The sequence below is a fragment of the Corynebacterium ulceribovis DSM 45146 genome, from assembly GCF_000372445.1.
Classification (GTDB): Bacteria; Actinomycetota; Actinomycetes; order Mycobacteriales; family Mycobacteriaceae; genus Corynebacterium; species Corynebacterium ulceribovis.
In genome coordinates, this window is sequence record NZ_AQUY01000001.1 from 151,935 (window position 1) to 176,606 (window position 24,672).

The 24,672-nt window shown below is 59.3% G+C and carries 16 protein-coding genes and 4 tRNA genes; 18 read left to right on the plus strand and 2 right to left on the minus strand.

The genetic code is table 11. The features are described 5' to 3' along the window. Nucleotides 1–6: 6 nt before the first annotated feature. The 3 genes from A3EC_RS0100740 to A3EC_RS0100750 all read left to right on the plus strand — a co-directional run bounded on the left by A3EC_RS0100740 (nt 7) and on the right by A3EC_RS0100750 (nt 2,610). The gene (locus A3EC_RS0100740; RefSeq protein ID WP_026162049.1) at nt 7–444 is read left to right on the plus strand and encodes a DUF3592 domain-containing protein; all 438 of its coding nucleotides are present in this window, start codon (nt 7–9) and stop codon (nt 442–444) included. Between the two features lie 249 nt (nt 445–693). Then, entirely contained in the window at nt 694–1,863 is a 1,170-nt protein-coding gene (locus tag A3EC_RS10830; protein WP_018023243.1) for a glycosyltransferase family 4 protein, read from the plus strand. Between the two features lie 57 nt (nt 1,864–1,920). After that, nucleotides 1,921–2,610: a demethylmenaquinone methyltransferase gene (locus tag A3EC_RS0100750; RefSeq protein WP_026162050.1), complete on the plus strand. Its 690-nt coding sequence runs from the start codon at nt 1,921–1,923 to the stop codon at nt 2,608–2,610. Nucleotides 2,611–2,726: 116 nt separating this feature from the next. Here A3EC_RS0100750 and A3EC_RS0100755 read toward each other — a convergent pair whose 3' ends face one another. Continuing rightward, entirely contained in the window at nt 2,727–3,983 is a 1,257-nt protein-coding gene (locus tag A3EC_RS0100755; protein ID WP_018023245.1) for a geranylgeranyl reductase family protein, read from the minus strand. A gap of 162 nt (nt 3,984–4,145) precedes the next feature. Here A3EC_RS0100755 and A3EC_RS0100760 point away from each other — a divergent pair, with 162 nt between their 5' ends. The 12 genes from A3EC_RS0100760 to rplL all read left to right on the plus strand — a co-directional run bounded on the left by A3EC_RS0100760 (nt 4,146) and on the right by rplL (nt 14,158). Then, entirely contained in the window at nt 4,146–5,183 is a 1,038-nt protein-coding gene (locus A3EC_RS0100760) for a polyprenyl synthetase family protein (protein WP_018023246.1), read from the plus strand. Nucleotides 5,184–5,274: 91 nt separating this feature from the next. Continuing rightward, a tRNA-Tyr gene (locus tag A3EC_RS0100765) sits at nt 5,275–5,356 on the plus strand. A 1,333-nt stretch (nt 5,357–6,689) separates the two neighbouring features. After that, nucleotides 6,690–6,762 (plus strand) — tRNA-Thr (locus A3EC_RS0100770). Nucleotides 6,763–6,820: 58 nt separating this feature from the next. Next, a tRNA-Met gene (locus tag A3EC_RS0100775) sits at nt 6,821–6,894 on the plus strand. Between the two features lie 143 nt (nt 6,895–7,037). Further along, nucleotides 7,038–7,110: transfer RNA gene (locus tag A3EC_RS0100780), tRNA-Trp, on the plus strand. Between the two features lie 40 nt (nt 7,111–7,150). Then, complete coding sequence (secE, locus tag A3EC_RS0100785; RefSeq protein WP_018023247.1) at nt 7,151–7,477, plus strand: preprotein translocase subunit SecE; 327 nt, start codon at nt 7,151–7,153, stop codon at nt 7,475–7,477. A 105-nt stretch (nt 7,478–7,582) separates the two neighbouring features. After that, nucleotides 7,583–8,509, plus strand: a complete 927-nt coding sequence (gene nusG, locus A3EC_RS0100790; protein ID WP_018023248.1) for a transcription termination/antitermination protein NusG — start codon at nt 7,583–7,585, stop codon at nt 8,507–8,509. Between the two features lie 295 nt (nt 8,510–8,804). Next, nucleotides 8,805–9,239 carry a 50S ribosomal protein L11 gene (rplK, locus tag A3EC_RS0100795; protein WP_018023249.1) on the plus strand — a complete coding sequence of 145 codons (435 nt, stop codon included), beginning with the start codon at nt 8,805–8,807 and terminating at the stop codon, nt 9,237–9,239. Nucleotides 9,240–9,347: 108 nt separating this feature from the next. After that, nucleotides 9,348–10,052, plus strand: coding sequence for a 50S ribosomal protein L1 (rplA, locus tag A3EC_RS0100800; RefSeq protein WP_018023250.1), 705 nt, complete (start codon nt 9,348–9,350; stop codon nt 10,050–10,052). 891 nt (nt 10,053–10,943) lie between these two features. After that, nucleotides 10,944–12,812: a heavy metal translocating P-type ATPase gene (locus tag A3EC_RS0100805; protein WP_018023251.1), complete on the plus strand. Its 1,869-nt coding sequence runs from the start codon at nt 10,944–10,946 to the stop codon at nt 12,810–12,812. A gap of 364 nt (nt 12,813–13,176) precedes the next feature. Continuing rightward, entirely contained in the window at nt 13,177–13,692 is a 516-nt protein-coding gene (gene rplJ, locus A3EC_RS0100810) for a 50S ribosomal protein L10 (protein WP_018023252.1), read from the plus strand. Nucleotides 13,693–13,771: 79 nt separating this feature from the next. Then, a complete protein-coding gene (gene rplL / locus A3EC_RS0100815; RefSeq protein WP_018023253.1) occupies nt 13,772–14,158 on the plus strand; it encodes a 50S ribosomal protein L7/L12 in 387 nt (128 codons plus the stop codon). A gap of 705 nt (nt 14,159–14,863) precedes the next feature. Here rplL and A3EC_RS0100825 read toward each other — a convergent pair. Then, nucleotides 14,864–15,445 (minus strand): DUF1707 SHOCT-like domain-containing protein, encoded by a 582-nt coding sequence (locus A3EC_RS0100825; protein ID WP_018023255.1) that lies wholly within the window; start codon nt 15,443–15,445, stop codon nt 14,864–14,866. A 99-nt stretch (nt 15,446–15,544) separates the two neighbouring features. Here A3EC_RS0100825 and pgfA point away from each other — a divergent pair, with 99 nt between their 5' ends. The 3 genes from pgfA to A3EC_RS0100840 all read left to right on the plus strand — a co-directional run bounded on the left by pgfA (nt 15,545) and on the right by A3EC_RS0100840 (nt 24,588). After that, complete coding sequence (gene pgfA, locus A3EC_RS0100830) at nt 15,545–16,525, plus strand: cell envelope lipid trafficking protein PgfA (RefSeq protein WP_026162053.1); 981 nt, start codon at nt 15,545–15,547, stop codon at nt 16,523–16,525. 418 nt (nt 16,526–16,943) lie between these two features. After that, on the plus strand, nt 16,944–20,414 hold the full coding sequence (rpoB, locus tag A3EC_RS0100835; RefSeq protein ID WP_083879955.1) for a DNA-directed RNA polymerase subunit beta: 3,471 nt from the start codon (nt 16,944–16,946) through the stop codon (nt 20,412–20,414). 142 nt (nt 20,415–20,556) lie between these two features. Next, nucleotides 20,557–24,588: a DNA-directed RNA polymerase subunit beta' gene (locus A3EC_RS0100840; protein ID WP_018023258.1), complete on the plus strand. Its 4,032-nt coding sequence runs from the start codon at nt 20,557–20,559 to the stop codon at nt 24,586–24,588. Nucleotides 24,589–24,672: the final 84 nt, after the last annotated feature.

Genomic DNA, 24,672 nt, shown 5'->3' on the forward strand with positions numbered 1-24,672 from the left:
ACGGCAATGACCACATCGCCCACTATGCCCGCCATGTACCGCCGCCTGAAGCAGCTCATCCTCGCTGCCGCCGCGCTGATGCTGCTGGTGTGCGTTGGCATGGTCGCCGGGCCCGCGATGAACGACCGCGCCATTGAGGCCGACACCGGCGAATCGATGGCCCGCGTTGTTGATACCCGGCTGCTGCGCACGTCTGTGGAGTTCGTCACAGCTGACGGGCGGGTGGTTAGCCCGCGCGCCGGCCTGCTGTACCCCATCGGCTTGGAGCGCGGTCAGCGCGTATGGGTGGAGTACAGCCAGGAGAATCCGGAGTTGGTGCGGGTCAAAGGGCGGAAATGGACACTTGCGCTGTGGCCGGCAGTTTCTACGGGCTTATTGACGTTGGTCATCCTCGGAAGCGCATGGCTGGCTATCGCGTGGTCGGAGCGGCGGCGACGGAGCTAACGGCGCAGGCTCGGGTTTGGTTGTAGGCTGTCGGCATAACTATTTCCGGCAGATTTTGCGGTGAATTGCGTTCGGACGCAATGCTTTTCTGGTTAGGTCCGGTCTAGGTTGTGGCCGGTGGGAAATGGGTCGTTGATGGCATAAAAGTGAACTCCGGTGAATTTATGTAATCAACAATTCGTTTTCCTTTGACTTCGAATACACCAAGGGGTTACTGCCTGGCGACCTGGAAGGGAGATACTGTTCGGCATGCGTGTCGCCATCGTCGCAGAGTCGTTTCTGCCCAATGTCAATGGAGTTACCAACTCCGTCCTTCGAGTGCTGGAGCATCTCCACGCCAACGGGCATGAAGCAATTGTGATCGCCCCGGGCGCACGACCTGGGCAGGAAGAAATCCCCGACTACCTGGGGTACCGCATCGAACGTGTGCCGACCATCAAGGTCCCGCTGATTAATTCCCTGCCGATCGGTGTGCCGCGACCAACGGTGACCAAAATTATCCACGACTTCCAGCCGGACGTAGTGCACCTGGCCAGCCCATTCGTCCTCGCAGCGGCCGGGGCATTCTCCGCCCGCACCTTGGACATTCCGTGTGTTGGTGTCTACCAAACCGACGTTGCCGGCTTCGCGAACAACTACCGGCTGTCGCTGCTGTCGAAGGCGGCGTGGCGCTGGACCCGCTACATCCACAACATCTGCCACCGCACCCTGGCGCCGTCGACAGAGACGATTGAAAGCCTGGAAGCGCATGGTGTGAAGAATATTTACCGGTGGGGCCGGGGCGTTGACGCAGTCCGTTTCCATCCGTCAAAACGCTCCGACGCGCTGCGCACCCTGTGGAACCCGACTGGCAAGAAGAAGATTGTTGGTTTCGTGGGGCGCTTGGCGGCGGAAAAGTCGGTGGACCGGTTGGCGTCGCTGTCGGGCCGCGATGACATTCAGCTGGTTATTGTCGGCGACGGCCCAGAGCGTGAAGCGCTCACCGAGCTGATGCCGGATGCGGTGTTTACCGGCGCCCTGCACGGTGAAGAACTGGCCCGCGCCTACGCCAGCCTCGATGTGTTTGTGCACGCCGGTCAGTATGAGACTTTCTGCCAGGCCATTCAGGAGGCGCTGGCTTCTGGAGTGCCGTCGATTGGTCCGCTGGCTGGCGGCCCGCGTGACCTCATCCGCCCTGGCGTGGACGGCGATCTGCTGGAAGTAGCGACCTTCAAAGAAGACTTGCCGGCGGCAGTCGAGCGCATTATTGACCCGGAGAATTACCCGGCGATGGCGGCCGCGGCCCGCGAGTCGATTCGTACGAAGACCTGGGAAGCAGTGTGCAACCAGTTGATGACGCACTATGAAGAGGTCATTGAGATTGCCAAGCCGGGCTGGCGCGCGGAGCTGTTGCGCCCTTTCGCCCGGAGCGCCGCTTAGCCGGGTGGCGCGAATTCCGAGATAGCTGGCGCTAGCTGCTGGGGTACGCTGTTCGGTGTGGCTCGAGCATCCTTAGATAAAAAACCGCACGAAGTAGCATCCATGTTTGATGCTGTTGGCGAGAAATACGACCTCACCAACACGTTGATGACCGGTGGCCTCGACGGCTATTGGCGTCGTCGCATCACCGCGCGCCTAGCCCCCCAGGCTGGCGAAAAGGTGCTTGACTTGGCGGCCGGCACCGCGATTTCGACGGTGGATTTGGCGAGCCGCGGCGCATGGTGTGTGGCGTGCGATTTTTCCCAAGGCATGCTGGCGGCTGGCCGTGACCGCGATGTGCCGAAAGTGTGTGGCGACGGCATGTTTTTGCCGTTCGCCGACGAGACCTTCGATTGCGTGACTATCACCTGGGGGCTGCGGAATATCGCTGACCCTGCGCAGGCCCTCCGCGAGATGCTGCGCGTGACTAAGCCGGGCGGTCGATTGCTGGTCGCGGAGTTTTCGCACCCGGTCAATCCGCTGCTGCGCACCATTTACATGGAGTACATTATGGCCGCGCTGCCTGCCATCGCCCGCGCCGCCTCCTCCAATCCGGATGCTTATGTTTATTTGGCGGAGTCCATCCGCGCATGGCCGAATCAAGAGGAGCTTGCTGACGTTATTAGCGAAGCTGGCTGGTCGGAAGTGGGTTGGCAAAACCTCACCTTTGGCATCGCGGCGATGCACAGCGGCATCAAGCCCGCCTAGTCACGCACGAAGCCCCCGCGCGCCGAAGCCCCGGCGTGCCGAAGCTCCGGCCGCGCATGCACGTGCTCTGGCGGCTGCTCGCGCCGACGCCCCAGCGCGCATGCGCACACCCGTACCTATGCCCACGGCTTGCGCTTATCCAGCGCGAGCGACAACCGCCCCGCGAGCCGCCACAGCACACTGAGCGCATCCCGGTCGCCCGTCGACACCAAGTTGCCCATCAGGCGAGCAGCATTGCCCATCAAGGTTTGCGAGAAAGGCATCGCCAGACCAATGGGGCCCAAGCGTTGGACGCGGCTTGGTTTCGTCAATAAGCCCCCAAAACGCCGCGCCAATGAAAATGCGGCACCATACTCGCGGCGCAGCAGGGCAGGCCACGCGTGCGTGAGGTCATTGCTGCCGGCGGAAATCAGCTCAACCACCAGCCGGCCACTGGCCATCCCGTAGTCAATGCCCTCGCCATTTAACGGGTTGACCAGCGCCGCAGCATCGCCAATGAGGGCCCACCGGCGGCCGGCAACATTCGACACCGCCCCGCCCATCGGCAGCAGCGCCGAAGCCACCTGCTGCGGCTCACCAAGCTCCCACTCGTCCTTGACCTGCGCCCAATAGTGGTGCAGCAGCTGCTTCGTGTTCACCTTCGCGGGGGCATCCGCGGTCGACAGCGTGCCGGCACCGAGATTCACCAGACCGTCGCCAAGCGGGAAAATCCAGCCGTAGCCAGGCAGCGGAGTCCCCGTGTCGTCGTGGAGTTCAAGGCGGGAGTAAATCCATGGGGCATCGGCGTGCGGGGAAGTGCAGTAGCTGCGCGCGGCGGTGCCATAGACGTGGTCGCGGTGCCAGGTGCGGCCGAGGGTTTTGCCGATGGGGGAGCGCACCCCGTCGGCGACCAGCAACCAGCGGCAACGGATAGGCGCAGCGCTGCGGAAATGCACGGTGACGCCCTCATCGTCCGCGGTGACCTCGGCGATGTCGGCGACGCGGAATGTGGCCCCGGCGGTGATGGCAGTTTGACGCACCGTGTCATCGAAAGCGGTGCGGGGGCTAGCAGTGCCCTCAGAGGGGAAGCGGCCCCGCGGCCATGGGGCGGTGATGGCGCCGCCGAAGCCGGACAGTTTGAGGCCCTGCGACTGCGGCGGGTGGCCTGGCAAGTCGGTGCGGCGCAGTCCCATGGCGGCCAGTTCGCGGATAGCGCGCGGTGTCAGGCCGTCTCCGCACGTTTTATCCCGCGGAAAGTCCTGCTTATCGACGAGCAGCGTGGCGAACCCGACGGTAGCGGCGTGGAATGCGGCGGCGCTACCAGCGGGGCCCGCACCGACAACGATGACGTCAAAATCGGGGCCGTGATTAGGGGACACAGGTCGTGCACTCATGGCTCTATATTGTCCCAGGCTGCGGCGGTGGGGATCCGCGTGGGGGTGTTGGCGGTTATTTGCGGTATCTTTGTCAAAGGAATTGCTTGTGGCGCGTATGTCGCGGTCGGTGCGACGTGCGCGGGAATTCGCCCACCGACACGAACGATCGAGGTTAAACGCATGCCATCTGGTGACGGTTCGCCCGCCAACAAAACGCCGGAAGCCGGACAATTGTTGGCTTTTGAGCTTGGCGACGAAGCTCTAGAAGCAGAAATTTTGGCTGGCATGCAGGCCAGTGAAGTCCAACTGATGGCCGAGCTGAGCAAGGGCGCCGACTTTCTGGTCGACAAAATCAGCCATCTGGCGAAGGCCGGCGGGAAGCGCTTCCGCCCGATGTACTCCTTGATCGCGGCGCAGTTCGGCGACAATCCGCAGAGCAAGGATGTGATTCGGTCGGCGGTGGTGGTGGAGCTGACGCACCTAGCGACGCTGTACCACGATGACGTCATGGATGAGGCGGACATGCGCCGCGGCGTGGAGTCGGCGAACGCTCGGTGGGATAACTCGGTCGCTATTTTGGCGGGTGACTACATTTTCTCGGTGTGCTCAGCGATGCTGTCTGGCCTGGGCAGTTACACGCTGGACCATTTCGCGACGACCTTTGGTGATTTGGTGACCGGCCAGATGCGCGAGACGTTGGGCGCGCCGGAGGGCACGGACCCGGTTGACCATTACATGCAGGTCATTCGTGAGAAAACTGGTGTGCTGATTTCCACTGCTGGCCGTTTGGGTGCGTACCATGCGGGCGCGCCAGCGGAGTACGTGGAGGCGCTGTCGAATTACGGCATGTGCGTCGGGTTGGTGTTCCAGATTGTCGACGACATGATCGATATTTACTCCGACATGGATGAGTCGGGGAAGACGCCGGGCACGGATTTGCGCGAAGGTGTGTTCACTTTGCCGGTGCTGTTGGCGATGCGCCAGCAGGATGAGGTCGGTGCGCGGCTGCGGGAGATGCTCACGGGGCCGCTGGAGACTGACGCTGAGGTTGAGGAGGCCTTGGAGCTGCTGGCTCGTTCTGAGGGACGTGAGCTGTGCCTGGGTATGGTGCGTCAGTTGCTGGAGGATGCGAAGAGTGAGTTGGCGGTGCTGCCGGATGGTGCGGCGAAGAACGCGCTGCGTAACTTGACGGAGTACACCACCCGCCGCGTCGGTTAAGGGCCTGCCCCTGATTTCCTACCGTGACCTGCTGATTTGCCAATAGCTACACGGTTGTTGGTAATGTATTAAACCGCGCTGCAAAGCGTAAGCCAGATTGCCCGAGCGGCCAAAGGGAGCGGACTGTAAATCCGCCGGCTCAGCCTTCATTGGTTCAAATCCAATATCTGGCACAAATCACCCGGCACCATTATGGTGTCGGGTTTTTTGTTTCCCTTTTTGCTTGTTGACGTTTATTAGCTACGGGTATTAGCTACGCGCTCTTTCTGGGGGCTCTTGCCTAGTTCCTGCCAGCTCTGATGCCCTGGTTCGCTCGTGCTGACACTCGTATGTGATTGCGCGGGTGCACAAGGGATCACTTTCGCACTGCCAATGCTCACGATCGCTGTCAAAAGTCAGGTGTATGGCAGTGCGAAAGTGACAACCAGACAACGTTTGCCGGTTTCGCAAGCAAAAGGTGTTGTAAAAGCGCATTTATGCCTTCGGCGGGCGCTAACTACCCTGCCGGATCGTCAAATGGCGCCGATTAGCGTTGCCGGATCGCTCAAGATCACTTTCGCACTGCCAACAGTCGTGAACAATGCGGAATCGCGGGTTATTGGCAGTGCGAAAGTGATCCGTGAGCGAAACAGTCCCGTGAATCGACTGATTTCAGGAGATTTACTCCTCGTGGGACCGAGAGCTAGGGCCTGAGGTTCCCGTGGAGTGCTTGACGGCGCTCTGACCGTCTTACAAAAAGCTTTACTGACGGCCGCGAACGCGGCCGGCCTTTAATTGCGGGACAGAGGCACGCTGGGTTGACGTTGCGCCCCCGTTGCCTGGTCCCACTTTGGCGGGAGTTCGGCTTTTGGTGCGCGAATGCAGCTGGCAGAACGCTCAAGATCACTTTCGCACTGCCAATAAGCGCGAACGCTGCCAAAAATCAGGTGTATGGCAGTGCGAAAGTGACAACCAGACATCATCTGCCGGTTTCGCAAGCAAAGGTGTTGTAAAAGCGCATATGCGTCTTGGGTGAGCACCAAATAACGCCAAATGCCCTTGCTGGATCGCCAAAGATCACTTTCGCACTGCCAACACTCACGATCGCTGTCAAAAGTCAGGTGTATGGCAGTGCGAAAGTGACGGCCCGACGAAAGCCCCACCACAGCGAAAGTTTCACCACGACGGAAGCGATGTCGCGTCAACCTAGCGCCCGACGGCTGCATAAACGTCAATAAGCCGCGTTCGCGGCCGAAATACCCCAGCCCCGGTAACGGCCAAGCCACCGCACCGCCCACCGCACCGCCCACCGCACCGCCCACCGTCCACCGCACTGCCCAGCCCAGCAAAGCGCACCACCTTGCCGACCTCCATGAGCACCAGGGCGCATCTCAGTGCACATAAGGCGCATAGAACTGGCTCAATTGCCCTTCCTACCAGCGGATTTGTGTTGTTCGTATGAATCGGGTTAATCTTTCCAAGGCTTCACAGAGAGCAGCGAGACAAAAGCTGTACGAAGTGAAACTGGCCCCCTTAGCTCAGTCGGCAGAGCGTTTCCATGGTAAGGAAAAGGTCGACAGTTCGATTCTGTCAGGGGGCTCTGTTGTTTGTTAGGCACGGCCGCCGGTCGACGGTTGTCGGCCGAGCAGAGAACGTGCGGCGATGTAGCTCAGTTGGTGAGAGCGCACGACTCATAATCGTGAGGTCGAGAGTTCGAATCTCTCCATCGCTACTGGAAACGGCAGCCGTATTCGGTTCACCCGATGCGGCTGTTTTTGTTTTCCACCCGTGGGTGCCCTCCGGCCACGGAACACCCAATTTCACCATTCCGGCCCAACGGCTGGTAGTGTGAGAAGTCGCTGTAACGCAGCGCATAGGGGCGTAGCTCAATTGGCAGAGCAGCGGTCTCCAAAACCGCAGGTTGCAGGTTCAAGTCCTGTCGCCCCTGCAATTTCATCTAGCGCCTGTACGTGGACTTGAGGAGAGAAGTGGCCGACGAAAAAGACACTGGTTCGAGCGAGAAGCTCTCCGGCGCCGCACGCCCATCCGGCAAGCGCCAGGTCACCGGTGAAACGACCGCCACCAGCACCAAAACCGTCGAGAAGCGCAAAAAGGCTGCCGCGGACAAGAAAACTAACCCACTGTCGTTCTTCGCGCAGGTGTGGCAGGAAATCCGCAAAGTTATTTGGCCAACCGGCAAGCAAATGGTGCAGTACACCATCATTGTCCTGCTGTTCCTCATCCTCGTGACGGCACTGGTTTTCGGCGTCGACTGGGCCGCCAGCTGGGGCATTGACCAAATCCTTATCGGTTAAGGTAAGCTAGTCGCCAGACTAAAAAGTTGCGTACTGTATCCCGCCACCTCAAGCAGGTAGGCGGGATAAATTTTGTTTTAGAGCTTTTCGACGAAGGGATCCCGAATGAACGACCCACAGTTCTCCGATGCTCCAGAGGCACAGGGCGACAATCCGCAGCCACAGACCGCGGAAATCACCGACGCTCCTGAAGACGGCGATGTGGCCGCAGAAGTTGCTGCCGAACAGGTTGTGACCGAAGAAGAAGCACAGGCGCAGGAAGCTGCAGAAGGCGCTGCGGACGCTGAGGCTGCCGCTCCAGCCGACGCCGGCGCTGCAACTGACGCAGCCGCTCCAGCTGACGCAGCGGCAGAAGCACCTGCGGAAGAGGTTGACCCAGACGCCGAGTACCGCAAGCGCCTGCGTGAATTCACCCGCGAGCTGCGTAAGCGCGACGGCAAGTGGTACATCATCCAGAGCTACTCGGGTTACGAGAACAAGGTGAAGACCAACCTGGAGATGCGCGCCCAGACCATGGGCGTCGATGAATTCATCCACGAAGTGGTCGTCCCAATCGAGGAAGTCCGCGAAAACCGCGACGGCAAGAAGAAGATTGTTAAGCGCAAGCTGCTGCCGGGCTACGTCCTCGTCCGCATGGAGCTCAACGACGCTTCTTGGTCCGTGGTGCGTGACACCCCAGGCGTGACTGCGTTCACCGGCCCATCGGCGCAGCCAACCCCAGTGCGCGTCGGCGAAGTTGCCAAGTTCCTGATGCCAAAGGTGCTGCCAGAAGAAGCAGCAGCCGAAGGCACCGACGCAGCAGACGTCTCCACCGCAGGTGTCGCACTGCCACCGACCGCCGAAGAGCCACAGGTCACCGTGGACTACGAAGTCGGTCAGTCGGTCACCATCCTCAAGGGCCCATTCGCATCGGTCACCGCGACCATCTCCGAAATCGATCCAACCACCGGTCGCATCAGCGCCTTGGTGTCCATCTTCGGTCGCGACACCCCAGTGGAACTGTCCGCCGACGAAGTCACCTCGCTGGACTAGTTTCCGTTGGTTGACCACCGCGTGGTCAGCCACGTGGGCGACGCGGTCCGCTAGACAATCCGCTAGGCAAAGCCACTACGCGTTGCTCGGCAGGTAAACGTCAATAAGCGGTTTGTTTTTCTTAACACCCAGCCGGTAGAGTCGTACTCTGCTGTCTGGGTGTTTTGCTTTGCGTAACGCACGCGCCACCCGCAGTGACCATCTAAACCATCCCCGGTGGCTGCAACCGCGGCATCCGGACGGGAAGCGTCGCCTCGGCTCGGCGCGCGGCCCGGTAACAAGGAAGTAGAGACTGATGCCTCCAAAGAAGAAGAAGCTTTCAGCAATCATCAAGCTGCAGATCCAGGCAGGCGCTGCTAACCCAGCTCCTCCAGTTGGCCCGGCACTGGGTGCCCACGGCGTCAACATCATGGAATTCTGCAAGGCGTACAACGCTGCAACCGAATCGCAGCGCGGCAACGTCGTGCCAGTTGAAATTAGTGTCTACGAAGACCGCTCTTTCGACTTCAAGCTGAAGACCCCACCTGCTGCGAAGCTGCTGCTCAAGGCTGCTGGCCTGCAGAAGGGCTCCGGCGTGCCACACACCGATAAGGTCGGCACCGTTACTTGGGAACAGTGCAAGGAAATCGCTGAGACCAAGAAGTCTGACCTGAACGCCAACGACATCGAAGCTGGCGCTGCGATTATCGCTGGTACCGCCCGCTCCATGGGCATCGTCGTCGAGAAGTAATCTCGGCGCGCGGTTGGTCGCTTGTTGCGGTCGGCTGCACCTTTCACCGTGGTAGGGCCCGCTTCGGCCCGCACAACCACAACTCCAAACCCACAGATTGGACATCCAATGAGCAAGAACTCCAAGGCATACAAGGCCGCTGCAGAACTGATCGACGAAGGTCGCATCTACAGCCCACTCGAGGCTGCCAAGTTGGTCAAGGAAACCTCCTCCAAGAACTACGACGCTTCCGTCGACGTTGCTATCCGCCTGGGCGTTGACCCACGTAAGGCTGACCAGCTGGTTCGCGGTACCGTCTCCCTGCCACACGGCACCGGTAAGACCGTCCGCGTCATCGTGTTCGCGGAAGGTCCGAAGGCGACCGAGGCTGAAGAAGCTGGCGCGGATGCCGTGGGCACCGCAGAGCTGATCGAGAAGATTCAGGGCGGCTGGCTCGACTTCGACGCTGCGATTGCAACCCCTGACCAGATGGCCAAGGTTGGTCGTATCGCACGTGTGCTGGGTCCACGTGGCCTGATGCCAAACCCTAAGACCGGTACCGTGACCACCGATGTTGCGAAGGCCGTCAACGAAATTAAGGGCGGTAAGATTTCCTTCCGCGTGGACAAGGCTTCGAACCTGCACGCAATGGTTGGTAAGGCGTCCTTCTCCGCTGAGCAGCTGGCTGAAAACTACGGCGCGCTGATTGACGAAATCAACCGTCTGAAGCCATCTTCCGCGAAGGGCAAGTACCTGAAGAAGATCACCCTGTCTTCGACCTCCGGCCCTGGCATCCCTGTCGACGAGTCTGTCGAAAAGAACTGGACCGCGTAAGGTTCTGCTTGCACCTGCTTTGAGGGCTGCCTTAGGGCGGCTCCTAATGCGGCTGTGAGGGCTGTCTTAGCTCGGCCCTTAATGCTGCTGTGAGGGCTCCCGTGTGAGTGCTTCTGTGTGGGTGCCTCCATGTGGGCGCTTCCGTATGAGTGCCCTCGCGCTTTGACCCTGCCTTTTGGCAGGGTCTTTTTGCTTATTGACGTTTATAAGCCGATTTTCGGGTGCTTTTTGTCTGGTCGTCACTTTCGCACTGCCATGCGCGGGACTTTTGTCAGGAATCGTGAGGGTTGGCAGTGCGAAAGTGATCTGGGGGTCAAGCAGGGCTTTGGCGCTCAGTTTGAACGTTCAGACAAGTCTTTTGCGCTTATACAGAGCTTTTCGCGATGCTTGTCACTCAAAACAGAGCCCCAAAAAACGATCTTCTGCGCGTGCGTCACTTTCGCACTGCCAAAGGACCGAAGTTGGAAGCTTTTCGTCAGTGTTGGCAGTGCGAAAGTGATCACGGAAGCTATCTCGGGACTCCACCAGCGACGTGAACGGCTCGGCCCCGGCGCTACTCGAAAATTGATGTCGGAAAGCGGGGGAGTGACGCCGGGTAGCCACTACGCAAACCCAAAAGAAAGGCCGGCCGCGAATGCGGCCGTCAGTAAACCTTTTGGAGGGCGGTATTCACGACGTCAGGCACTCCACGGGAGTCTCTGATGTTGGTTAGGCTGTCTTACATTCGGTGAGGATAGCCTGTACTTGCTGGTCAGAGGCTATTTCTATGGCCATAATGGAATTATGGCCTCGTCAATATCTCCCTCCCCACACACCTCGCCCGGCGAACCCGGCGCGCCCACCGCCCCCACCGCAACCACAACCCCCACGACAACCACACGTAATCCGTGGTTGCTGTTCATTCGTTCGCGCGATGGCATCATCACGGTCGCGGCCATCGCCGCAATCGCCCTGCACCTCATGTTGTGGTTCGGTTTCGGTTTTGACAGTTGGGCACGTGACTGGCCGCTCGTCGCCATCGTCATCGCTGGTGGCTTACCGCTTATGTGGGAGGTCGCTAAGTCCGCGATTCGCACGCGCGGCGGCGCAGACACCCTCGCGGCCGTCTCAATTATCACTTCCGTCCTCCTCGGCGAGTGGCTAGTCGCCGCGATTATCGTCCTCATGCTCTCTGGCGGTGAAGCCCTCGAGGAAGCCGCATCCAAACGTGCTTCCGGCACCCTCGATGCCCTCGCCCGCCGCGCGCCGACCACCGCGCATCGTCTTCGCGGCAAGTCGATTCAGGATGGCACGGACGAGATCCCAGTCGCTGACATTGTGCCCGGCGACTTGCTCGCGGTCCTGCCGCACGAACTGTGCCCGGTCGACGGTGATGTTGTTGCTGGTCACGGCAATATGGACGAGTCTTATCTGACCGGCGAGCCATATGTTGTCTCCAAGTCGAAGGGTTCGGCGGTCATGTCCGGCGCGGTCAACGGCGACACCCCACTCACCGTCGTCGCCACCCGCCCCGCACAGGACTCCCGTTACGCCCAAATCGTCGGCGTTCTGCGCGAAGCGGAGGAAAACCGTCCGGGGATGCGTCGCATGGCCGACCGCATGGGCGCCTGGTACACCGTCATCGCGCTCACTCTCGGTGCGGCTGGCTGGATCATTTCCGGCGACCCGATCCGTTTCCTCGCAGTCGTGGTGGTGGCCACGCCATGTCCGCTGCTCATTGGCGTGCCGGTGGCCATCATCGGTGCGATTTCCTTGGCTGCCCGCCGCGGCATCATTGTGAAGAACCCGGGGATGCTCGAGAACGCCTCGAAAGTCCGCACAGTCATGTTCGACAAAACGGGCACGCTCACGTATGGCCGCCCCGTGATTTCGGACATCCACACGGCGCCACGCTTCACCGAAGATGAGGTCCTCGCCTACGCGGCATCCGTCGAACGTTATTCCCGTCACCCGCTCGCCGAGGCCATCCGCCGGGGTGCGAAGCAGCGTGGCCTGACCCTCCCAGACGTCACCGAGGTGTCCGAAAAGCCAGGCCAGGGCCTTACCGGCGTCGTCGGCGGGAAACATGTCCGCATCACGAACCGCGCCACGGCCTACGACGTCGACGCCGCCAGCCGCGACCTCATCCCCGACACCCCTTCCGGGATGGAGTCCATTGTGCTTATTGACGATCACTACGCGGCGATGATTCGGCTGCGCGATGAGCCTCGTGCTTCGGCAGCGGATTTCATTGCGCATTTGCCGAAGCAGCATGAGGCCGACAAGCTCATGATTATTTCGGGGGACCGGGAATCTGAGGTGCGGTACCTGGCCGAGAAAGTCGGGATTGAGGAGGTCCACGCCGGGGTCAGTCCAGAAGGTAAGCTTGCTATCGTCAAAAAGCACAATCAACGTGGCCCAACCATGTTCCTGGGGGATGGCATCAATGATGCGCCGGCGATGGCGGTGGCGACGGTCGGTGTGGCGATGGGGGCCGATTCGGATGTGACGTCGGAGGCGGCGGATGCGGTGATTCTGGATTCGTCGCTGGAGCGGCTGGATGATTTGTTGCACATTGGTGCGCGGATGCGTCGGATTGCGTTGCAGTCGGTGATTGGCGGGATGGCGCTGAGCATTATTGGCATGGTGCTGGCGGTGTTTGGGCTGCTCACGCCGTTGATGGGGGCTGTCGCGCAGGAGATTATTGACGTATTGGCGGTGCTCAATGCGGCTCGGGTGGCGGTCGAGCCGAGCAAGCTCAGTGACTTCGATGAGGAGTGAGCGGCGGGGCAGGCGCATGTGGGCGGCGAGGCGAGGCGCATGTGCGGGGCGGGCGCGTGGGCACTGGCGTGCCAAGGGCCACATTGACCTGCGGATTTGGTTCGATGATGGGGTGAGTGTAACGTCCTTAGTCGAAGTTTGATTCTCAAGTTTCACCGAAGACCGTCGGTTTCTGGTTTCGACCAGATGAAAGTCCTACTCGCTAGGCGACCCACGCAGGAGAGACGAGACGCGACCAGCTCCGACCGCACATGTGGTTCGTTGAGCTTCGAGCGCCCCGTGTTTTCTGCACGGGGCGTTTTTGCGTGTGGGGGTTCGTAACCGACTACCACCGTCAAAGACATCAATGAAAGGAGGCGAGAGTATGGCAACCGAAGCAAAGGTAGAAATCATTGCCGAGCTGAAGGAAAAGTTCGCTGAGTCCAGCACTGCACTGCTCACCGAGTACCGTGGCCTGACCGTTACGGAAATCACCGAGCTGCGTCGTTCTCTGGGAGCTGACACCAGCTACTCCGTCGCCAAGAACACCCTGATTAAGCGAGCTGCTGCTGAGTCGGGCGTCGAGGGTCTTGACGATCTGCTGACCGGCCCAACCGCTGTGGCTTTCGTCCGTGGCGAAGCTGTTGACGCTGCTAAGGCTCTGAAGAAGTTTGCTGACGAGCACAAGGCACTTGTCGTCAAGGGCGGCTACATGGACGGCGCGTTCATCGACGCTGACCAGGTTAAGGCCTTGGCCGAAATGGACAACCGCGAAACCACTCTGGCAAAGCTGGCTGGTGCCTTCAAGGGTTCCCTGTCTGGCGCTGCTGGTCTGTTCGCTGCTCCGGCCTCTCAGGTCGCACGTCTCTCTGCTGCTCTGCAGGAGAAGAAAGACGCTTAAGGCGCCTTTCGCTTAACACCACTTACACCAAAAACTTTCGCGGGCCCGCGGGCTCGCACCACATTGAGAGGATGCCAACATGGCTAAGCTTTCCACCGAAGAGCTGCTCGAAGTTTTCAAGGAAATGACCCTGATCGAGCTGTCCGAATTCACCAAGGCTTTTGAAGAGACCTTCGAAGTTACCGCTGCTGCTCCAGTTGCAGTTGCTGCTGCAGGCGCTGCTGGCGGCGAAGCTGCTGCTGCTGAAGAGAAGGACGAGTTCGACGTCGTTCTGGAAGACGCAGGCGCTAAGAAGATCGGCGTTATTAAGGTTGTCCGCGAAATCGTTTCCGGCCTGGGCCTGAAGGAAGCTAAGGAGCTCGTTGAAGCTGCTCCTAAGGCACTGCTGGAAGGCGCTTCCAAGGAAGACGCTGAAGCTGCTAAGGAAAAGCTGGAAGCTGCTGGCGCAAAGGTCTCCCTCAAGTAATTGCGCGCCCGCGTGGTTGCGGTCCGGAAGGGCCGTGGCCGTTGGGCGACAATTTGAGGCTGTATCCCGCCGCTTGTTGACGGTTATTTCCCCGTCGCTTGTGGCGCAGTCGCTGGCCGAGGTTCCGTTTGGAATCGAGAATCCGCAGCTTTCGAAAAACCACCTGGTTGGTCAGTTCCCACTGACCCCAGGTGGTTTTTTCATGTGTGGGTGTCACTTTCGCGCTGCCAAGACTCTTTAATTTCTCCGAGTGGCCTCGTGTTGGCTGTGCGAAAGTGATCTGCGGCCTTTGGGCGGGGTGTTCGAGGGGGCTTGGCGTTCTTATCAGCGGTTTTGGCCTGTGAAAGCAGTGGTTTTCGTCTTGTTGTCACTTTCGCACTGCCACCCGGATGGGTTTCGGCAAAAGCTGTGATTGTTGGCAGTGCGAAAGTGATCTTGGATGCTCGAGCAGGAAGTTCGAGACTGCTTAGGCTGAGAACTCGAAGGGCTTTGCCACGGTAGGGCGTGGTTGGTCAGGCGAATTAGCGTTCTGAAAGCCGTACGCCCGCTAAAGGGAAGCAGGGCAGCGGGGGCATAACGTCAATGCAGCTCCTGACGTCCCACCTAAAAAGGCCGGCCGCGTTCGCGGCCGTCAGTAAGGCTTTTTGCAAGACGGGCAGCGTCCTGCCGGGAACTCCACGGGAACCGCAGACCCCCGAAGCCCGCTTACCCCTCAAGCTCTTTGCGACGCTCCACCGCCAACTTGAGACGCTTCCGCCGCTCCTTTTGCTCGGCCTTTTCCAGTTCATCGAAAGCCTCTTCGTCATCGTCATCAAGCCCGGTGACCAACCGAATGCCCACGGAAAGGGCGCCGGCAACGGGCAGCGCAACCCAAAACATGCTGGTCGCGTCGGCAAACATGAGCACGAAGAAGGTAATGAATGCGAGGGTCCACACGACAGAGTCGACGGTCTTGACGACTTTGCCTTTGCGGCGCAGCTGTTCCAAGTCGGCTTGCATGGCGAGTTCCGATGGCGAAGCGCCCGCACCGCCGAGGTAGGAGCCGGAACCAGGGGAGTCGGTAGGCCCAGCAGCCGCTTCCGTCGTCGGCGTTCCGCCAGGCAGGTCGGCAAAGAGTGGCTCGAGGTCCGCGAAAGTGGTTGCAGTTGCGGCGTGGGCGGTGCGCTCTTCGAACTCGTCAATATCCAACCGGCCCTCAGCGAAGTGCATGCCGAGCACCTCAATCGCACGGTTTCGGTCCGAATTGCCGAGCCGAATCCCGCGATATTCTGCGCCACTGTTATCCATGTTCCCGACAGTATCAACGCCCGAATCGCAGCGCCGTAAACAGCCCCAACTTCCACATAAAAATGCAATATCTTGCTGGCTGCTGGGTATGGTTAAGGCATGCTACCTCGTTCTCGTGTCGTGTCCGTGTTGCTCATCATGCTGGGCTGTGTTCTCCTCGCCGCAGGATTTTTCGCGCCGCGGTTTATCCCCACCGATGGCCGGATGCCGTTGAACATTCCAACCACCACACTTTCGCTTTATGACGAGAACGCCGAGTCGACTCCATTGGTTGGGGAGCACAAGGAAACTATTAAGCAGCCGGTGAAAAAGCAGTTCCACGCTCAGGTGGTGCCGCCGCATGATGACAAGATGGTGACGCTCCGAGTCGGTACCACCACCGGTCGCACCAGCGAGAACGGTGACGGCTCCGCCGAAGATGAGATTAAGGACTTGATTACCGCACGCGTCTGGTTGGTGCCCATCGACCGAGTGACTGCGCAGGCTACCGGGCCAGCGCGCGTGACGGACCAGCTCGCGGGGGACCCTGCCGAGGTAGACATGGAGGGCCAGTGGATTAAGTTCCCGGTGGGCACGGAAAAGCAGGACTACCAGGTGTTCGACGATGTGATTCGGCGGGCGGAAACTGCGCGTTTCGTTGAAGAAACTGAGATTGCTGGCACGAAGGTGTACCGCTTCCAGCAGGTCATTGACAAGGTGAATGTGGCGCAGGCTTACCCGAACCAAGTCTTCAAGCGCACGGCTAAGCACAACGGCAAGGATGAACGTCAGTTCCTTTTCCACACAGTCACCCGCGATTGGTATGTCGAACCGCGTACCGGTTTGGTTGCCAGTGTGCACGAGGATCTGCATGAGTACTGGGGTAATGAACAGGGCGACGAACGCGGCATACTGTTGCGCTTCAATGGTCAAGTATCGGATGAAGACAGTCGAAAGATTCTCGATGCGGCCGCCAAAGTGAAGGATCCTAAAATTGTCCGCATTTCGAGTATTGTTTTGCTGACGTTGGGTGCTATTCTGGCCCTCATCGGCCTCATTGGTGCGTTCCGGCCGGGACGTAAGCAGGCTACAACGGCCTAAGGCTGCACCAGCTGGCGTGCCGAGCGGGCGAATGTGAGCGCCACGCCGACCGGACGTCACGCCAACGCCAGACCAACTTGAAAACAGTAGCCCCACCGACTAGACAACCGCGCTAATCGGGTATAGGCTATATCGTTGCGCTGGAATCTGGTGTATATACGCATCTACAGACCTTGACAATCGGGGGAATTATTTCTTGCAGTAGCTTCGGCTACAAGCGAAAATAACCGACTTGACAAGGTCCTTTAGGGCTACCTAAGGGCTGTAGGGTAGCGGGCTGACGAAGTTTGTTAGCCAGCTAGTCGCATATGTGCACCAACACGATTCCGAGCAGGTAAAACGCTCACAAATACCCACGCGGTAGATTGGTGCCAGGCATCGGCACTGATCCCCGCATGAGGTGCTGGAAGGACGCATCTTGGCAGTCTCCCGCCCAACTACGACAGTGGCAGGTATCCCCGGGGCTTCAAAGCGGTACTCGTTCGCAAAAATTAGCGAACCGATCCCAGTTCCCGGACTTCTTGATCTGCAGCTCGAGTCATTCTCGTGGCTTATTGGCACGCCAGAATGGCGCGCAAAACGACAGCAGGAACTTGGAGAGGGGGTCAAGGTAACAAGTGGCCTCGAAGACATTCTTGCGGAACTGTCCCCAATTGAGGACTACTCCGAGAAGATGTCGCTGACCCTGTCCGAACCACGCTTCGATGAAGTCAAGAACTCCATCGACGAGTGCAAAGACAAGGACATCAACTACTCGGCGCCGCTGTACGTGACCGCTGAGTTCATTAACCGCGAAACCGGTGAAATTAAGTCCCAGACCGTCTTCATTGGCGACTTCCCAATGATGACCGACCGCGGCACCTTCATTGTTAACGGCACCGAGCGTGTCGTTGTTTCGCAGTTGGTCCGTTCCCCAGGTGTCTACTTTGACGCAACCCTGGACAAGTCTTCCGAACGTACCCTGCACTCGGTGAAGATCATCCCTTCCCGTGGTGCATGGCTTGAGTTCGACGTCGATAAGCGCGACACCGTTGGTGTCCGTATCGACCGTAAGCGCCGTCAGCCGGTTACCGTCCTGCTGAAGGCTCTTGGTTGGACCACCGAAGAGATCGTGGAACGTTTTGGTTTCTCCGAAATCATGATGTCCACTCTGGAAAACGACGGTGTTGAAAACACCGACGCCGCACTGCTGGAGATCTACCGCAAGCAGCGTCCAGGCGAGCAGCCAACCCGTGAGTCCGCGACCGCGCTGCTGGAGAACAGCTTCTTCAAGGCGAAGCGCTACGACTTGGCGAAGGTCGGCCGTTACAAGGTCAACCGTAAGCTGGGCCTCGGCGGCGACGCTGAAGGCGAAATGGTGCTGTCCGAAGAGGACATTGCTACCACCATCGAATACTTGGTGCGCCTGCACACCGGCGAACGTAAGATGACCTCCCCACTGGGCATTGAGGTGCCTATTGAGGTTGACGACATTGACCACTTCGGTAACCGTCGTCTGCGTACCGTCGGCGAGCTGATTCAGAACCAGGTTCGTGTCGGCCTGTCCCGTATGGAACGTGTCGTGCGTGAGCGCATGACCACCAATGATGCCGAGTCCATCCAGCCGACCACTCTGATTAACGTGCGTCCGGTTTCTGCCGCCATCCGCGAGTTCTTCGGTACCTCGCAGCTGTCGCAGTTCATGGACCAGAACAACTCCCTGTCCGGTCTGACCCACAAGCGCCGTCTGTCCGCGCTGGGCCCAGGTGGTCTGTCACGTGAGCGTGCCGGCCTGGAAGTCCGAGACGTCCACCCTTCGCACTACGGCCGTATGTGCCCAATTGAGACCCCAGAAGGCCCGAACATTGGTCTGATTGGTTCCCTGGCGACCTACGCCCGCGTGAACCCATTCGGTTTCATTGAGACCCCATACCGCAAGGTTGTCGACGGCCAGGTCACCGATGAAATCGCGTACCTGACCGCTGATGAAGAGGACCGCTACGTCGTTGTTCAGGCGAACGCTGAGCTGGATGAGAACGGCCGCTTCGTCGAGGAGAACCTGGCTGTGCGTATGCGCGGTGGCGACGTTGAAGTTGTCCCGGCTACTTCCATTGACTACATGGACGTGTCCCCACGTCAGATGGTCTCTGTGGCTACGGCCATGATTCCATTCCTGGAGCACAATGACGCGAACCGTGCCTTGATGGGTGCGAACATGCAGCGTCAGGCTGTGCCACTGCTGCGTTCGGAAGCTCCGCTGGTTGGTACCGGCATGGAGCTACGTGCTGCGCATGACGCCGGTGATGTCATCTTGGCTCGCCGCGCTGGCGTGGTGGAGACCGTGTGCGCCGATTACGTCACCGTGATGGCCGACGATGGTTCCCGCGACACCTACATGCTGCGTAAGTTCGAGCGCACCAACCAGGGCACCTGCTACAACCAGGTTCCGCTTGTTGACGCAGGTCAGCGTGTGGAGTTTAACCAGGCTCTTGCGGATGGTCCGGCAACTGACAATGGTGAAATGGCCCTTGGTCGTAACCTGATCGTGGCGTACATGCCATGGGAAGGCCACAACTATGAGGACGCCATCATCCTGAACCAGCGTGTGGTTGAGGAAGATACTCTGACCTCGATCCACATCGAGGAGTACGAGATCGATGCTCGCGACACCAAGCTGGGTCCAGAGGAAATCACCCGCGACATCCCGAACGTGTCTGAGGAAGTCCTGAAGGACCTCGACGAGCGCGGCATTGTCCGCATCGGTGCTGATGTCCGCGATGGCGACATTTTGGTCGGTAAGGTCACCCCGAAGGGTGAAACTGAGCTGACCCCAGAAGAGCGTCTGCTGCGCGCTATCTTCGGTGAGAAGGCTCGCGAAGTCCGTGACACCTCCATGAAGGTGCCACACGGTGAGTCCGGCAAGGTCATCGGCGTGCGCGTGTTCTCTCGCGACGACGAAGATGACTTGGCCGCTGGTGTCAACGAAATGATTCGTGTCTACGTTGCTCAGAAGCGCAAGATCCAGGACGGCGATAAGCTCGCTGGCCGCCACGGCAACAAGGGTGTTGTCGGTAAGATCCTGCCGCAGGAAGACATGCCATTCCTCCCAGATGGCACCCCAGTCGACGTCATCTTGAACACCCACGGTGTGCCTCGTCGTATGAACATTGGTCAGGTGCTGGAAGTGCACCTCGGCTGGTTGGCAAAGACCGGCTGGACCATTGAAGGCAGCCCAGATTGGGCCAAGAAACTGCCACAGGAGCTTTATGACGTTCCGGCGGACTCTTTGGTTTCCACTCCGGTCTTCGACTCGGCTTCCAATGCTGAGCTGAACGGTTTGCTTGCGTCAACACGCCCAAACCGTGACGGCGAAGTAATGGTCGACGGTGAAGGTAAAGCGCAACTCTTTGATGGCCGTTCGGGTGAACCATTCCCGTACCCAGTTTCCGTTGGCGTTATTTACCTGCTGAAACTGCACCACCTGGTCGATGAGAAGATTCACGCACGTTCCACTGGTCCATACTCCATGATTACCCAGCAGCCACTGGGTGGTAAGGCACAGTTCGGTGGCCAGCGCTTCGGTGAAATGGAAGTGTGGGCAATGCAGGCATACGGCGCTGCTTACACCCTCCAGGAACTGCTGACCATCAAGTCGGACGACGTGGTTGGTCGTGTGAAGGTCTACGAAGCAATTGTTAAGGGCGAAAACATCCCAGACCCAGGTATCCCTGAGTCCTTCAAGGTGTTGCTCAAGGAATTGCAGTCGCTATGCCTCAACGTTGAAGTTCTGGGTGCTGACGGCACTCCGATGGAACTGTCCACCTCCGACGATGATGAGCTCGATAACGCCACTGCGGCGCTGGGCATCAACCTGTCGCGGGATGAACGTTCCGACGTTGACACCGCATAGGGTCTACCTGTCCCCACAGTCATAACTGGTGGCGGCCGCACAATTGTGGCCGCCGCGGGCTGGAAACAGTCCACTTATAGATCTAGATATTTAGAACTTCTACGCACTGACATCCCTCTTTAACGAGGGGAAAGGGAACAAGGTGCTCGACGTCAACAACTTTGAAGAGCTTCGGATTGGTCTGGCGACCTCCGAGGATATTCACCGCTGGTCCAAAGGCGAAGTCAAAAAGCCTGAGACCATTAACTACCGAACCCTGAAGCCAGAGAAGGACGGCCTTTTCTGTGAGCGCATCTTCGGTCCAACCCGCGACTGGGAATGTGCCTGCGGCAAGTACAAGCGTGTCCGCTACAAGGGCATTATTTGTGAACGCTGTGGTGTTGAAGTCACCAAGTCGAAGGTCCGCCGTGAGCGCATGGGCCACATTGAGCTCGCCGCTCCAGTGACCCACATCTGGTACTTCAAGGGTGTGCCATCCCGTCTGGGTTACCTGCTGGACTTGGCGCCGAAGGATCTGGACAAGATCATTTACTTCGCTGCCAACATCATCACCACCGTTGATGAAGAAGCGCGCCATGAAGACATGGAAACGCTGCTGGCAGAGATGGAAGAGGAAAAGCGCATCGTCGAAGGCGAGCGTGACTCCGACATCAACGACCGTGCCCAGACCTTGGAAGAGGACCTGGCGGCACTGGAAGCTGAAGGTGCCAAGGCTGACGCCCGCAAGAAGGTGCAGTCCGCTGCTGAGCGTGAGATGAACTCCATCCGCAACGCTGCCCAGCGCGAACTGGACCGTCTGGATGAAATCTGGACCACCTTCGTCAAGCTGGCTCCGCAGCAGATCATTCCAGATGAGAACATCTACAATGAGCTGCTCGACCGCTACGAGGACTACTTCACCGGCGGCATGGGTGCTGAAGCGATTCAGACCCTGATTCGCAACTTCGACCTGGAAGCTGAAGCTGAGTCCCTGCGCGAAATCATTCGCGACGGCAAGGGCCAGAAGAAGCTGCGTGCGCTGAAGCGCCTGAAGGTCGTTTCGGCCTTCCTGCAGTCGGAAAACGACCCAGCTGCGATGATCCTGGATTGCATCCCGGTTATCCCACCAGAGCTGCGCCCAATGGTGCAGCTGGACGGTGGCCGCTTTGCGACCTCCGACCTCAACGACCTGTACCGCCGTGTCATCAACCGCAACAACCGTCTGAAGCGGATGATCGACCTGCGCGCGCCAGAAATCATTGTCAACAATGAAAAGCGCATGCTGCAGGAATCCGTTGACGCCCTCTTCGACAATGGTCGTCGTGGCCGCGCAGTCACCGGACCGGGCAACCGTCCGCTGAAGTCGCTGTCTGACCTGCTGAAGGGTAAGCAGGGTCGTTTCCGTCAGAACCTGCTGGGTAAGCGTGTCGACTACTCCGGCCGTTCCGTGATTATCGTTGGTCCGCAGCTCAAGCTGCACCAGTGTGGTCTGCCGAAGCTGATGGCGCTCGAGCTGTTCAAGCCTTTCGTCATGAAGCAGCTTGTGGAAAAGCGCGAGGCACAGAACATCAAGTCCGCTAAGCGCATGGTGGAACGTCAGCGTTCCGTCGTGTGGGACGTGCTCGAAGATGTCATTCGTGAGCACCCAGTGATGCTGAACCGTGCACCAACCCTGCACCGCCTAGGTATCCAGGCCTTCGAACCAGTGCTGGTGGAAGGCAAGGCTATTCAGCTGCACCCACTGGCATGTGAAGCGTTCAACGCCGACTTCGACGGTGACCAGATGGCAGTTCACCTGCCACTGTCTGCAGAGGCGCAGGCGGAAGCCCGCATCCTGATGCTGTCGTCGAACAACATTCTGTCGCCAGCCTCCGGTAAGCCACTGGCTATGCCACGTCTGGACATGGTCACCGGCCTGTACTACCTGACCCTGGAGAAGCCAGAACAGCTCGGCGGTTACAAGCCAGCTGAAGGCGAACAGCCAGCTGAAGGTGTCTACGAGTCTGTGGCTGAAGCCATCATGGCGCACGACCGTCTAGTGGTTGACCCATCGGACCCAGACCCAGAGAACCCAACGCTGCCACGCGTACCTTCTCTCGGCCTGCAGGCACCGATGCGCGTGCGTATTTCGCACCTGCGTCCACCTGCAGAGGTTGAAGCTGAGCAGTTCCCAGATGGTTGGGAAAAGGGCCAGACCTGGTTGGCTGAAACCACCCTGGGGCGCGTCATGTTCAATGAGCTGCTGCCATGGAACTACCCATACGTCGAAGGCGTTATGGATAAGAAGCGTGGCCTGACCCCGATGATCAACGACTTGGCTGCCAAGTACCCAATGATCACCGTGGCGCAGACCATGGACAAGCTGAAGGACGCCGGTTTCTACTGGGCAACCCGTTCCGGTGTCACCATCTCCATGTCCGACGTTCTGACCCTGCCAGAGAAGTTCAACATTCTGGACGGCTACGAAAAGCAGGCGCTGCGCCTGGAGAAGAAGTACGACCGTGGTGCCATCACCGAGCTGGAGCGCCACGAGGACTTGGTGAAGCTGTGGAAGGCTGCGACCGAAGAGGTCGGCCAGAAGCTGGAAGCCATGTACCCGCTGGACAACCCAATTCCAATGATTGTGAAGTCGGGTGCGGCCGGTAACATGGGCCAGATTCGTTCCCTGGCCGGCATGAAGGGCATGGTTACTAACCCACACGGTGAGTACATCACCCGCCCAATTAAGTCTTCCTTCCTGGAAGGCCTGACGGTTCTGGAGTACTTCAACAACTCGCACGGTTCCCGTAAGGGTCTGGCTGACACCGCGCTGCGTACCGCAGACTCCGGTTACCTGACTCGTCGTCTGGTCGACGTCGCGCAGGACGTCATTGTCCGCGAGGACGACTGTGGCACCCACCGCGGTGTGCTGGTCAACCTGGCTAATGAGGAAATCGGTATCGACGGTAACCCATCGGGTAACTTCGTCCGCGACCCTTACATCGAGACCTCCGCGATGGCTCGTATCCTTGCTGCCGACGCTGTCGACGCCGAAGGCAACGTAATCGTCGCTAAGGGCACTGACATTGGTGCGGACGACATTGAGAAGCTGCTGGCCGCTGAGGTCTACCAGATTAAGGTCCGCTCGATTCTGACCTGTGACACCACCACCGGTGTCTGTGCTACCTGCTACGGCCGCTCCATGGCGACCGGCAAGCTGGTCGATATCGGCGAAGCTGTCGGTATTGTTGCGGCACAGTCCATTGGTGAGCCTGGTACCCAGCTGACCATGCGTACCTTCCACTCCGGTGGTACCGGTGGCGACATTACCGGTGGTCTGCCTCGTGTTCAGGAGCTTTTCGAGGCTCGTGTGCCAAAGGCGAAGTCCCCACTGGCTGAGTACTCCGGCACCATCACCATCGATGAGACCTCCGACGCGGCGTTCTACACCATCACCCTGCACCCAGATCAGCAGGATGGCATGGAGTTCGACGACGTTGTCTACGAGAAGCTGTCGAAGCGTCAGGGCCTCTTTGAGGTCATGCAGGGTGTGCCACTGCGTTCCGGCGACCGCGTTGTTGCTGGTCAGCAGCTGCTGAAGGGTGGCGCGGATCCGCACGAGGTGCTGAAGATTCGTGGCCGCGTCGGCGTGCAGAAGTATCTGATTAATGAGGTGCAGGGCGTCTACCGTGACCAGGGTGTGGCTATCCACGATAAGCACATTGAGGTCATTGTCCGTCAGATGCTGCGTCGCGACATTGTTGTCGACGCTGGTTCGACCGAGTACCTGCCTGGTTCCTTGGTGGAGCACACCGAGGCTCAGCACATTAACCGTCAGGTGATGGCTGAGGGTGGCGAGCCGCTGAAGGCCCGTGCGGAAATCATGGGTATTACCAAGGCGTCGCTGGCGACCGAGTCGTGGCTGTCGGCTGCATCCTTCCAGGAGACCACTCGTGTCCTGACCGATGCTGCTATCAACAAGCGCTCCGACAGGCTGATCGGTCTGAAGGAAAACGTCATTATCGGTAAGCTCATCCCAGCTGGTACCGGTATTGCGCGTTACCGCAACATCTCGGTTGAGCCGACTGATGCGGCCCGCGCTGCGGCGTACTCCATCCCGTCCTACGGCGATGGTTTCTACTCCGCGGAGGACGGCTACTTCGACACCGCTGGCCCTGCCGTTCCGTTGGATGACCTGTCGGACTTCCGCGACTAGTCACCGTCTGCTGGGCTAGCTCACCCTAGCCCGCCTGCCCGGTTTCGCCGGGTTGCGGCAGTTGTAAACCCGCACTGTGGTTGC